Origin of the sequence: Streptomyces sp. NPDC003456 (genome assembly GCF_042878735.1) — a bacterium.
Classification (GTDB): domain Bacteria; phylum Actinomycetota; class Actinomycetes; order Streptomycetales; family Streptomycetaceae; genus Streptomyces.
In genome coordinates, this window is sequence record NZ_JBIAOK010000008.1 from 121,563 (window position 1) to 133,873 (window position 12,311).

At 70.0% G+C, this 12,311-nt stretch carries 10 protein-coding genes; 2 read left to right on the forward strand and 8 right to left on the reverse strand.

Annotated features, from left to right (window positions below; all coding sequences use genetic code 11):
* Positions 1–13: 13 nt before the first annotated feature.
* The 3 genes from ACFYWG_RS30060 to ACFYWG_RS30070 all read right to left on the reverse strand — a co-directional run bounded on the left by ACFYWG_RS30060 (position 14) and on the right by ACFYWG_RS30070 (position 2,962).
* Positions 14–670: a vitamin K epoxide reductase family protein gene (locus ACFYWG_RS30060; RefSeq protein ID WP_376332310.1), complete on the reverse strand. Its 657-nt coding sequence runs from the start codon at positions 668–670 to the stop codon at positions 14–16.
* A gap of 308 nt (positions 671–978) precedes the next feature.
* The gene (hisS, locus tag ACFYWG_RS30065; RefSeq protein ID WP_376332308.1) at positions 979–2,241 is read right to left on the reverse strand and encodes a histidine--tRNA ligase; all 1,263 of its coding nucleotides are present in this window, start codon (positions 2,239–2,241) and stop codon (positions 979–981) included.
* A gap of 13 nt (positions 2,242–2,254) precedes the next feature.
* A complete protein-coding gene (locus tag ACFYWG_RS30070) occupies positions 2,255–2,962 on the reverse strand; it encodes an MBL fold metallo-hydrolase (RefSeq protein WP_389204237.1) in 708 nt (235 codons plus the stop codon).
* Positions 2,963–3,129: 167 nt separating this feature from the next.
* On the opposite strand from ACFYWG_RS30070, the gene ACFYWG_RS30075 reads away from it, so the two are divergent.
* Together ACFYWG_RS30075 and ACFYWG_RS30080 are read left to right on the forward strand one after the other, a co-directional pair.
* Positions 3,130–3,975: a peptidylprolyl isomerase gene (locus tag ACFYWG_RS30075; RefSeq protein ID WP_389204238.1), complete on the forward strand. Its 846-nt coding sequence runs from the start codon at positions 3,130–3,132 to the stop codon at positions 3,973–3,975.
* Between the two features lie 136 nt (positions 3,976–4,111).
* Positions 4,112–5,341, forward strand: coding sequence for a DUF349 domain-containing protein (locus ACFYWG_RS30080; RefSeq protein ID WP_389204239.1), 1,230 nt, complete (start codon positions 4,112–4,114; stop codon positions 5,339–5,341).
* A gap of 74 nt (positions 5,342–5,415) precedes the next feature.
* Here the strand turns inward: ACFYWG_RS30080 and relA are convergent, their stop codons facing one another.
* From relA to yajC, 5 genes are all read right to left on the reverse strand, one after another.
* The gene (gene relA / locus ACFYWG_RS30085) at positions 5,416–7,932 is read right to left on the reverse strand and encodes a GTP pyrophosphokinase (protein WP_383511277.1); all 2,517 of its coding nucleotides are present in this window, start codon (positions 7,930–7,932) and stop codon (positions 5,416–5,418) included.
* Positions 7,933–8,125: 193 nt separating this feature from the next.
* Positions 8,126–8,665, reverse strand: a complete 540-nt coding sequence (locus tag ACFYWG_RS30090; protein WP_376332299.1) for an adenine phosphoribosyltransferase — start codon at positions 8,663–8,665, stop codon at positions 8,126–8,128.
* Positions 8,662–9,771 (reverse strand): protein translocase subunit SecF, encoded by a 1,110-nt coding sequence (gene secF, locus ACFYWG_RS30095; RefSeq protein WP_383511276.1) that lies wholly within the window; start codon positions 9,769–9,771, stop codon positions 8,662–8,664. Before secF ends, ACFYWG_RS30090 begins: the two co-directional genes overlap by 4 nt.
* A gap of 1 nt (position 9,772) precedes the next feature.
* A complete protein-coding gene (gene secD, locus ACFYWG_RS30100) occupies positions 9,773–11,524 on the reverse strand; it encodes a protein translocase subunit SecD (protein WP_376332295.1) in 1,752 nt (583 codons plus the stop codon).
* Between the two features lie 132 nt (positions 11,525–11,656).
* Positions 11,657–12,148, reverse strand: a complete 492-nt coding sequence (gene yajC, locus ACFYWG_RS30105) for a preprotein translocase subunit YajC (RefSeq protein WP_376332293.1) — start codon at positions 12,146–12,148, stop codon at positions 11,657–11,659.
* Positions 12,149–12,311 lie beyond the last annotated feature (163 nt).

Sequence of the window (12,311 nt, forward strand, 5' to 3'; positions counted from 1 at the left end):
GGCCGGCCCCGGGTCAGCTGAGCCAGAAGTCCCACCAGCGGGTCAGGATCAGCATGCCGATGATGCCGATGTGCAGCACGGGCATGACCCAGGTGAACTCGCCGAAGAAGCTCTTGAGCCAGCCCGGGGCGGGCAGGAAGCCCTTGCGGATGTTGAAGGAGGTCACGTACCAGAACATGATGATCGTGGCGACCCAGGCCAGGCAGCACCACAGGCACAGGGCGTTGATCCGGTACAGCGACTGGAACGTCAGCCAGGCGCAGAAGCTCACGCCGAACAGGCAGCCGGCGTTGAAGGTGAGCCAGTACCAGCGCGGGTAGCGGGCGCGGGCGAGCAGGCTCACGCCGACGAGGACGACGACGGCGTAGGCCGCGATGCCGAGCATCGGGTTGGGGAACCCGAAGACGGCGGCCTGCTTGCTCTCCATGACGCTGCCGCAGGAGACCACCGGGTTGAAGCTGCAGCCGGGCGTGAAGGTCTTGCCCTCGACCTTGGCTTCGAGGATCTTGAACTTGTCGAGGGTGATGACCCAGGCGGCGAGCAGTCCGGCCGCGCCGGTGATCACCAGCAGCAGGGCCAGGGCCCGGCTGCCGCCCTCGGCGCGGGGCGCGGTCTCGGCGCGCTCCGGCTCGGGCTCCGCGGAGACGTCCTTCACTGTCGTCTTGCTCATCACGCCGATCCGTCACTCGAGACCTGAACCTCTTCGGGCACGGCCATTGTGCCGCACGGGCCTGTGTGCGCACCGTTCGCCGGGCATAAGGATGCCCGCACGGTCGTCCCTGAGGGTTGCGTTTCGGCCGACGTGCGTTCGCACGGGGGCACAGTGGTGCGAATGCCTCCGGCGGAACGGCGCAGGGCGCCCCCCGCGGAACGGCGAAGGCGCCGGGCACCTCGTCGGGTGCCCGGCGCCTTGGCGGGTGAGGCGGCCGTCGCGGATGGCGTGGCCTTCGCGGATGACGGCGACCGTCGCCCGTGCCGCTAGCCGAGTCGTGCTTCCAGCTCCGCCACGATCTCGTTCACGCCGACGGCCGTCTGCTCGCCGGACTCCATGTCCTTGAGCTGGACGACGCCCTCGGCGAGGTCGCGCTCGCCGGCGACGATCGCGTAGCGGGCACCGCTGCGGTTGGCGTTCTTCATGGCGCCCTTGAGGCCCTTGGCGCCGTAGGAGAAGTCCGCCGCGATGCCGTTCTTGCGCAGCTCGGCGACCTTGCCGAACAGGATCCTGCGCGCCTCCTCGCCGAGCGGGACCGCGTAGACGCTGGTGGAGGCGGGGATGTCGAGCTCCACGCCCTCCGCCTCCAGGGCCAGGACCGTCCGGTCGACGCCGAGGGCCCAGCCGACGGACGGCAGCGCGGGGCCGCCGATCATCTCGGACAGTCCGTCGTAGCGGCCGCCGCCGCCCACCGCGGACTGGGAGCCGAGGCCGTCGTGGACGAACTCGAAGGTCGTGCGGGTGTAGTAGTCCAGACCGCGCACCAGCTTGGGGTCGTCCTCGAAGGCGACGCCCGCCGCCGTGATCAGCTCGCGGACCTCCTCGTGGTACGCCTTGCACGCGTCGCACAGGTAGTCGCGCAGCAGCGGCGCATCGGCCAGCTGCTTCTGGACCTCGGGGCGCTTGTCGTCCAGGACGCGCAGCGGGTTGATGTCCGCGCGGCGCAGGGTGTCCTCGTCCAGGTCCAGCCCGCGCAGGAACTCCTGGAGTGCCGCCCGGTAGACGGGGCGGCACTCCTTGTCGCCGAGGCTGTTGAGCAGGATCCGGAACCGGCTGAGCCCGAGGGAGCGGTAGGCCTGATCGGCCAGGATGATCAGCTCGGCGTCCAGCGCCGGGTCCTCCGCGCCGATCGCCTCGGCGCCGACCTGCGAGAAGTGGCGGTAGCGGCCCTTCTGGGGACGCTCGTAGCGGTAGTACGAACCGGAGTACCAGAGCTTGACCGGGAGGTTGCCGGTCTTGTGGAGATTGGCCTCCAGCGCGGCGCGCAGCACCGAGGCCGTGCCCTCGGGGCGCAGGGCGAGCTGGTCGCCGCCCTTGGTCTCGAAGGCGTACATCTCCTTGGTGACGATGTCGGTGGACTCACCGACGCCGCGGGCGAACAGCTCGACGCTCTCGAAGCCGGGAGTCTCGATGTAGCCGTAGCCGGAGTTGCGCAGCGGCGCGGCGATCGCCTCGCGCACCGCCAGATACGTCGCGGAGTCCGGCGGGATCAGGTCGTACGTGCCCTTGGGGGCCTTGAAGGTGCTCACAGGACGTCTCTCGTCACATTCCTCGTCGGGGAGCGGGCTGGGCTCCCTGGCCGGCCGCCACCTGCCGCAGATACGGGTTGGTGGCGCGCTCCTGGCCGATGGTCGTCTGGGGGCCGTGACCGGACAGCACCACGGTCGAGTCGTCGAGCGGCAGGCACACGCGGGCCAGCGAGTCGAGTATCTCGGCCATGTCACCGCCGGGCAGGTCGGTGCGTCCGATGGAGCCGGCGAACAGCAGGTCGCCCGAGAACAGGATCGGCGGGATGTCCGCCGCCTCGGGCATGCCGAAGGTCACCGACCCCTTGGTATGGCCGGGAGCGTGCGCGACGGTGAGCTCCAGGCCCGCCAGTTCCAGCTTCGAGCCGTCGGTCAGTTCCCTGACGTCGTCCGGCTCCCCCACGGTCAGCTCCCCCATCAGCGGCATCCCGACGGAACGGCCGAGCGCCTTCTCGGGGTCGCTCATCATGTACCGGTCGTCGGGGTGGATCCAGGCCGGCACGTCGTGCGCGCCGCAGACCGGGACGACCGAGGCCACGTGGTCGAGGTGGCCGTGGGTGAGGACGACGGCGACGGGCTTGAGGCGGTGCTTGGCGACCGCTTCGGCGACGCCGTCGGCGGCCTGGTGGCCGGGGTCGATGATCACGCACTCCTCACCGGCGGCGGGGGCGACGAGATAGCAGTTCGTCCCCCAGGCCCCGGCGGGGAACCCGGCAATGAGCACGATCGTCCTTCGTTGTGTCGATACGGGCGGCTACGGCTGCTCACAGAGCCTACCGGCGCTGCCGTTTCCTCAGCGAACCCATATACGGTACGGGGCACACGCAGGCGCTCGGCACACAGGACGCACGCGTACCGGTCGACGTTTTGGACCCAGGAGGAGAGAACCCGGTGGTCAGCCAGGAACAGCGGCGGCGTCAGCTCGCCCGGGAGAAGTTCTTGCGGCAGCAGCAGCGACGCACGGACGCGCGACGCAAGGCCCGTATCCGCAACTCCGTGATCGCCTCGGTCCTCGGCGTGGTCGTGGTGCTGTCCGTGACGGTCTTCCTGACGAAGCCGTTCGAGGACGACGGCAAGAAGGAGAACGCGGGCGCGGAGGTCACGCCGAGCGCCACGCCCAGCAAGGCCCCGGACCCCTGCGAGAAGCCGGCGCCTGGCAAGGTCAAGTCGGAGACCTGGAAGAAGGAACCGGCGATGGCCGTCGACGAGTCGGCGAAGTACACGATGAAGCTGGACACGACCTGCGGCGAGATCGGCATCGACCTGAAGGCGTCGGCGGCCCCGCGCACGGTCAACTCGTTCAAGTTCCTCGTCGACAAGGGGTACCTGGACCACACCAAGTGCCACCGCCTCACTTCCCAGGGCATCTACGTCCTGCAGTGCGGCGACCCGCAGGGCACCGGCATGGGCAGTCCGGGCTACACGATCCCGGACGAGAACCTGAAGGACAAGAGCCTCAAGGGCGGGGTGTACCCGGCGGGCACGGTCGCGATGGCGAACCAGTACAACGCCCAGACCAAGCAGGGCCGCGACAGCGGCGGCAGCCAGTTCTTCCTCGTCTACCAGGACAGTCAGCTGCCGCCCGACTACACACCGTTCGGTACGGTGTCCGAGGCCGGCATGAAGGTCCTGCAGAAGATCGCCAAGGCCGGGGCGCAGGCTCCCGACCCCCAGACGGGCAACACCGCGCCGAACGCGACGGTCGTGATCAACAAGGCCACGATCAGCGAGTCTTGACCCTCAACTGCGAAATTTCGGTCGCGCGGGATGCGGACAGGCCCCCCGCCGGTCGCCTATGTTGGCCGTGACGAAACTGTGGACGATGCCCGGGGGTGCCGCAGGCCCCCCGCAGGCATCATGTGGAGGAGGCGCTGTGAGCAGCGACCCGTGGGGCCGCGTCGACGAGACGGGGACCGTGTACGTGCGTACGGCCGACGGCGAGCAGGTCGTCGGTTCCTGGCAGGCAGGCTCCCCCGAGGAGGCGCTGGCCTACTTCGAGCGCAAGTACGAGGGCCTGGTTGTCGAGATCGGCCTCCTCGAGAAGCGAGTGAAGACCACCGACCTGTCGGCCAAGGACGCCCAGGCGGCCATCGACCACATCAGGGAGCAGGTCGACGCCCATCACGCGGTGGGTGACCTGGACGCCCTGCGGGTGCGGCTGGACAAGCTCGTGGAACTGGTGGAGAAGCGCCGCGAGGAGCGCAAGGCGCAGCGGGCGAAACAGTCCGACGAGGCCCGTCACGCCAAGGAGGCGCTGGTCGCCGAGGCCGAGGAGCTGTCGCAGTCGGAGCAGTGGCGGGCGGCCGGTGAGCGGCTGCGGTCCCTGGTGGACACCTGGAAGGGCCTGCCGCGGCTGGACCGCAAGTCCGACGACGAGCTGTGGCACCGCTTCTCGCACGCCCGGTCGGCGTTCTCCAAGCGGCGCAAGCAGCACTTCGCGCAGCTGGACGCCCAGCGCGAGGAGGCCCGCCGCACCAAGGAGCGGCTGGTCGCCGAGGCCGAGGCGCTGTCGAACTCGACGGACTGGGGCGCCACGGCCGCGCGCTACCGCGAGCTGATGTCCGAGTGGAAGGCCACGGGCCGTGCGCAGCGCGAGCACGAGGACGACCTGTGGAACCGCTTCCGCGGCGCTCAGGACGTGTTCTTCGCGGCCCGCAGCTCGGTCTTCGCCGAGCGCGACGCCGAGCAGGCGGAGAACCTCAAGCTCAAGGAGGAGCTGGCCGAGGAGGCCGAGAAGCTCCTGCCGATCACCGACCTCAAGGCGGCCCGGGCCGCCTTCCGGAACGTGAACGAGCGCTGGGAGGCCATCGGCCACGTGCCGCGTGACGCCCGGCCCAAGGTCGAGGGCCGCATGCACGCCGTGGAGCGGGCCATCCAGGAGGCCGAGGAGGCCGAGTGGCGCCGGACCAACCCGGAGGCACGCGCGCGTGCCGAGGGGCTGACCGGGCAGCTGCAGGCCGCCGTGGACAAGCTGCGGGGCCAGATCGAGCAGGCCCGCGCGCAGGGCAACAACGCCAAGGCGGACAAACTCCAGCGTGAGCTGGACGGCCGTCAGGCGCTGCTGGACCAGGCACTGAAGGGCTTGCAGGAGTTCGGGGGCTGAGCGGCCCGCACGAAGGGGGCTTTCCGTACACGTCGTACGGGAAGCCCCCCTTCTCGTGTGGCCGCCGCGGGCCGCTACGACCTGCTGCGGGCCGAGGTCACCCGGTACACGTCGTAGACGCCCTCCACGCCGCGGACCGCCTTCAGCACGTGGCCGAGGTGCTTGGGGTCGCCCATCTCGAAGGTGAAGCGGGACGTGGCGACCCGGTCGCGGGAGGTCTGGACGGCCGCCGACAGGATGTTGACGTGCTGGTCGGACAGCACGCGGGTGACGTCCGACAGCAGCCGGGAGCGGTCCAGGGCCTCCACCTGGATGGCGACCAGGAACACCGAGGACTGGGTGGGCGCCCACTCGACGTCGAGGATGCGCTCGGGCTCGCGGGACAGCGAGTCCACGTTCACGCAGTCGCTGCGGTGCACCGACACGCCGCTGCCGCGCGTGACGAAGCCGATGATCGGATCGCCGGGCACGGGCGTGCAGCAACGGGCCAGCTTGACCCACACGTCCTCGACGCCCTTGACGACGACACCGGGATCGGCGCTGGAGCGGCGCTTGCGGCTGCGTCCGCGGGCCGGCGGGACCGACTCGTCGATCTCCTCGGTGGCCGCCTCCTCGCCGCCGAGGGCCTGCACCAGCTTCTGCACGATGTTCTGCGCGGAGACGTGCCCCTCGCCGATCGCCGCGTACAGCGCGGAGATGTCGGCGTAGCGCATCTCGTGCGCCAGGGTCACCAGGGAGTCGCCGGTCAGGATGCGCTGGATCGGCAGGTTCTGCTTGCGCATGGCGCGGACGATGGCGTCCTTGCCCTGCTCGATCGCCTCGTCGCGGCGCTCCTTGGAGAACCAGGCCCGGATCTTGTTGCGGGCGCGGGGCGACTTGACGAAGCCCAGCCAGTCGCGGGACGGCCCGGCGCCGGCCGCCTTGGAGGTGAAGACCTCCACCAGGTCGCCGTTGTCCAGGGTGGACTCCAGCGGGACCAGGCGGCCGTTGACCCGGGCGCCTATGGTGCGGTGGCCGACCTCGGTGTGCACGGCGTACGCGAAGTCGACGGGGGTGGCACCCGCGGGGAGCGCTATGACGTCGCCCTTGGGGGTGAAGACGAAGACCTCGTTGCGCGAGAGGTCGAAGCGCAGCGACTCCAGGAACTCGCCGGGGTCCTCGGTCTCCTTCTGCCAGTCCAGCAGCTGCCGCAGCCAGGCCATGTCGTTGAGGTGGTCGTCCTTGCCCTTGCCGGACGACTTGGGCGCGTCGGTGCGCACCTTGGAGGCGCCGGCGACGGCCTCCTGCTTGTACTTCCAGTGCGCGGCGATGCCGTACTCGGCGCGGCGGTGCATGTCGAACGTGCGGATCTGCAGCTCGACGGGCTTGCCGCCGGGGCCGATGACCGTCGTGTGCAGCGACTGGTACATGTTGAACTTGGGCATCGCGATGTAGTCCTTGAACCGGCCCGGGACCGGGTTCCATCGCGCGTGCACCGTGCCGAGGGCCGCGTAGCAGTCGCGGACGGTGTCCACGAGGACGCGGATGCCCACCAGGTCGTAGATCTCCGCGAAGTCCCGGCCGCGGACGATCATCTTCTGGTAGACGCTGTAGTAGTGCTTGGGGCGGCCGGTGACGGTCGCCTTGATGCGGGCCGCCCGCAGGTCCTGCTGGACCTCGTCGGTGACGATGGCCAGGTATTCGTCGCGCTTGGGCGCCCGCTCGGCGACCAGCCGGACGATCTCGTCGTACATCTTGGGGTAGAGGATCGCGAAGGCGAGGTCCTCCAGCTCCCACTTGATGGTGTTCATGCCCAGGCGGTGGGCGAGGGGCGCGTAGATCTCGAGGGTCTCGCGCGCCTTCTTCTCCTGCTTCTCGCGCTTGAGGTAGCGCATGGTGCGCATGTTGTGCAGGCGGTCGGCGAGCTTGATGACCAGGACGCGGGGGTCCTTGGCCATGGCGACGACCATCTTGCGCACGGTCTCGGCCTGGGCGGCTTCGCCGAACTTGACCTTGTCCAGCTTGGTGACGCCGTCGACGAGCAGCGTGACGACGTCGCCGAAGTCGCGGCGCAGGTCCTCCAGGCCGTACTCGGTGTCCTCGACCGTGTCGTGCAGCAGGCCCGCCATCAGCGTGGCGGGATCCATGCCCAGCTCGGCGAGGATGGTGGTGACGGCGAGCGGGTGCGTGATGTACGGGTCGCCGCTCTTGCGCTTCTGGCCGCGGTGCCAGCGCTCGGCGACCTGGTAGGCGCGCTCGATCTGGCGGAGCGTGGACGTCTCGATCTTGGGGTCGTTGCTGCGGACTATCCGCAGCAACGGCTCCAGCACCGGGTTGTACGGGTTCGCGCGCTGCACGCCGAGCCTGGCCAGGCGGGCGCGGACGCGGTTGGAGGAGCCGCTGCGGGCCGGCTGGCCCGAGGCCTGCCGCACCGGCGGGGCGGGCTTGGGGCGGGCCTGCTCGGCGGGCTTGTCGACCGGCGCCGACTGGGCGTGCTCGACCGGCCCGCGGGTGTCGTTCTTCGCGTGGGGCGTGGTCGGCGCGGGCTTCGCCGCGGCCGCCGAGGCGGACTCGGGCTTGGCGGCGGTCAGGTGCTGGGCCTCGTCTGGCAAGAGGACTCCTCGTGCGCGATCCGGGTCCCCCGGTCAGGCTCCGGAGACCCCATGGTAGCGATCCTGGGCTCCTGGATCGCCTTCAGGCCGATGTGAGAGCCGTCTACCCGCAAACACCGAAGGCGGACCCCGGATTCCTCGGGGCCCGCCTTCGCGGTGCGATACCTGTCGCGCCGGGGCTGTCCGGCGGTCGCTAGACCGTGAGCAGCGCCTCCAGCGGGGCGCCGCCGAGCGCGGGTTCCAGGCGGGCACGGCCGGCGAGGAAACCGAGTTCCATCAGTACCGCGAGACCCGCCACCTCGGCACCGGCCCGGCGGATGAGCTGGACCGAGGCCTCGGCGGTGCCGCCGGTGGCCAGGACGTCGTCGACGATCAGGACGCGGTCGCCGGCGGCCAGGTCCTCGGCGTGGACCTCGATCTCCGCCGACCCGTACTCCAGGTCGTAGGCCTGGGCGAGGGTCGCTCCGGGGAGCTTGCCCGCCTTGCGCACGGGGATGAAGCCGAGTCCGGCGCGGACGGCGACCGGGGCGCCGAGGATGAACCCGCGGGCCTCCAGGCCGACGACCTTGGTGGCGCCGGTGCGCTCGGCGATCTCCGTCAGGGCGTCGGTGAGCGCGGTGAACGCCGCCGGGTCCGCGAGCAGCGGGGTGATGTCCTTGAACATCACGCCCGGCTCGGGGTGGTCGGCCACGTCCCGGATGCGGCTGAGGAGCAGCTCCTGGATGTCGGTCACCGGCGCTTCCCCGAGGGACGGCCGCGTCCGCGGGTGCGGGACGCGGGCTGGTTACGGGGGCCGACGACGGCCGGGGCGGCGTCCTCGGGCTCCTCGGCGTACGCCTCGTCGTGGGCCTCGGCCTCGTCCCTGGCGGCGGACTGGGCCCGCTTGGCCAGGACGCGCTTCCTCAGGGCCTTCATCGCCGGCTCGCGCTCCTTGAGGTCGGCGACGAGCGGGGTGGCGATGAAGATCGAGGAGTACGCGCCGGCCGCGAGGCCGACGAAGAGCGACAGGGAGATGTCGTTCAGCATGCCGGCGCCGAGGACACCGCCACCGATGAAGAGCAGACCCGCGACCGGCAGCAGCGCGACCACCGTGGTGTTGATGGAGCGGACCAGGGTGCTGTTGATCGAGCGGTTGGCGATGTCGCTGTAGGTCCAGCGGGTCTGCTTGGTGATGTCCCTGGTCTGTTCCTTCAGGCTGTCGAACACCACGACCGTGTCGTAGAGCGAGTAGCCGAGGATGGTCAGCAGACCGATCACCGTGCCCGGTGTGACCTCGAAGCCGACGAGGGCGTAGATGCCGACCGTGATGGTGATGTCGTGGATCAGTGCGACGAACGCCGCGACGGCCATGCGCCACTCGAAGGCGATCGCCAGGTAGATCACCACGAGCACCATGAAGATGCCGAGACCCTGCCAGGCCTTGTTGGCGATCTGGTCACCCCAGCTGGGTCCGACCAGTTCGGCGTTGATCTGCTCCGCGTCGACCTTCAGGTCGTCGGACAGCTGGTCCTTGATCTTGTCGGCGGCGCCGGTGTCGATGCCGGCGACCTGGATGCGCAGGCTGCCGTCGCCGAGCTTCTGGACGATGGCGTCATGGCCGGAGGCCTCTTCCGCGTAGCCCTCCGCCTGGGACACCGAGACGCTGATGTTCTTCGGCGTGGTGAAGACGGCACCGCCCTGGAACTCGATGCCCATGTGCAGGCCGCGGACCGCCAGGCCCACGATGGCCGTGATGGTGATCAGGATCGACAGGCCGTACCAGATCTTGCGGTTCTTGACGAAGTCGTAGCCGATCTCGCCACGGTGCAGTCGAGCGCCGAGGTTGCCGAGTTTCGACATCTCAGGCCTCCTTGGTGTCGACGGGGACGGCGGGGCGGCGGGTGCGGCGCAGCGGCGGCTGCGCACCCAGGCTCTTCGGGTCGAGGCCGGACCACTTGTGGCCGTTCGCGAAGAACGGGCGGCGGGCCATGAGGGTCAGCAGCGGCTTGGTGAAGAGGAACACCACGACCACGTCGAGCAGGGTGGTCAGGCCGAGGGTGAACGCGAAGCCCTGCACCTTGCCGACGGTGACGATGAACAGCACGGCGGCGGCCAGGAACGACACGAAGTCGGAGACCAGGATGGTGCGCCGGGCGCGCGGCCAGGCCCGCTCGACGGCGGGGCGCAGCGAGCGGCCCTCGCGGATCTCGTCGCGGACGCGCTCGAAGTAGACGATGAACGAGTCCGCCGTGATGCCGATGGCGACGATGGCACCGCAGACGGCCGGCAGGTTCAGCGCGAAGCCGATCGTCGGGCCGAGCAGCGACATGATCGTGTAGGTGAGGGCGGCCGAGACCAGCAGCGACAGGATCGCGATGAACGACAGACCGCGGTAGTAGACCAGCAGGTAGATGACGACCAGCGCGAGGCCGATCGCGCCGGCGATGAGGCCGGCCTCCAGCTGCTCGCCGCCGAGGGCGGCCGTCACGGTGGTGACGCTGTCCTCCTCGAAGGTCAGCGGGAGGGCGCCGTAGGACAGCATGTTGGCGAGGCTCTTGGCCTCTTCCTGGGTGAAGCTGCCGGAGATCTGCGCGTTGCCGCCGCTGATGGCGGTCTGGACGAACGGGTGGGAGACGACCTCGTCGTCCAGAACGATCGCGAACTCGTTCTGCGGGGTGGCCTGCTGGGCCAGCTTGGCGGTGGTCTGGGCGAACTTCTTGGTGCCCGCCGAGTTGAAGGTCATGTCGACCTGCCAGCCGGCGCCGCCCTGGGTGTTGAGGCTCGCCTGGGCCTTCTTGATCTCGGTGCCGTCGACGTCCACCGGGCCCAGCAGGAACTTGCTCCAGACGCCGCCGTCCTGCCCGCAGGCGACGGTGGGCTGGTCGTTCTTGGCTGCCTTGCCGGCGGTGGCGCGCTGCTTCGGGTCGGAGCAGTCGAGGGCGGCGTACTGCTTCTCCACCCCACCGGACGCGGCACCGGCGGTGCCGGAGGGCGACGGGCTGCCGGAGGCCTTGGGGCTGCCGCTGGCGGACGGTGTGGCGTCGGCCTTCAGCGAGTCGGTGACGGCACGGCCCTGGGTCGTGGCGGAGGCCGAAGGGCTCGGTGAGCCGGAGGTCGCGGACTCCTTGGGCTTGCCGGAGCCGGACGGGCTCGGGGAGGCGCTGCCGCCGGAGGTCCCGCTCGGGGTGGGCTCGGCCTCACCGGGAGCGGCCTCGCGCTGCAGGACCGGACGGAAGTAGAGCTTGGCGGTGGTGCCGACCTGATCCCGGGCTTCCTTGGAGTTGGTGCCCTTGGGGATGTTGACGATGATGTTCCGGTTGCCCTGGGTCTGCACCTCGGATTCCGAGACGCCCAGACCATTGACACGGCGCTCCATGATCTCGACCGCGGTGTCCATGTTGGTCTTGTTGATGGCGTTTTCCTGGCCGGGCTCGGCGACGGCGCGGAGCGTGATGCTCGTGCCGCCGGCCAGGTCGATACCGAGACGCGGTTTCGTGTGTCCCGAGGCGAACATTCCACCGGTGAGCGCCGCGATGGCGATCAGGATCAGGGCCAGCGAGCGCCACGGCTTGCTCTGGGCGCTCGCGCTCCGGCCCTTTTTAGGTGTGGCCACCTTCTCGTACTCCCTCTCGGGCCGCCCCGGTCCGGATCGGCGGACGGGCGGCCATGCCAATGTGTCGGGACTCCGTGCGAGCCGGTCGTGTGCCGGGGTGCGCGGACCGGGCCCGCGCGCCCCGGGACACGACTACTTCGCGTCGGGGTCGCCGTCGGTCTTCTTCGGCTCTGCGTCCGCCTTCGCCTCGTCTGCCGGGGTGGCGGCGGCCGGGTCGCCGGCCGCGTCCTTCTTGCCGAGGTCGACGGCCTTGTCGTCAGCGGGGGCGACGGAGTCGTCGGTCCCGGTGAGGGAGGAGGCGTCGTCCGGGACGACGTCGGCGTCGGACTTCAGGTCGTGCTCGATGCCGTGGACGATGCGGTTGTACTCGTCGTCGGTCAGGACGGCACCGATGGCGTTCTTGGCGAAGAGGAGCTCGACGCCGGGACCGGCGTCGACGAGGACGGTGTCCTCGTTGACCTCCTTGACCGTGGCGTACATGCCCCCGATGGTGCGGACGCCGCTGCCGGGCTGCATTTGGTTCCGCATCTCCACGGCCTGCTGCTGCTTCTTCTTGGCCGATCGGGTCATCAGGAACATGGCCCCGATGAGCACGATGAACGGGAGGAGGGTCAGGAGACTCACGGGTCGGTACTTCCTTCACACGACCGCGCTGTGAGCGGCCAGATGGTTGGGGGTGTGTACGCCGCCGACGAAGGCGGCATCGGCGGAGTCTAAGCGAGTCCGCGCGCATGGAACAACGCTCAGCATGGCACCGGGGTTCCTGCTCCGGCCACTGTCCTCGCCG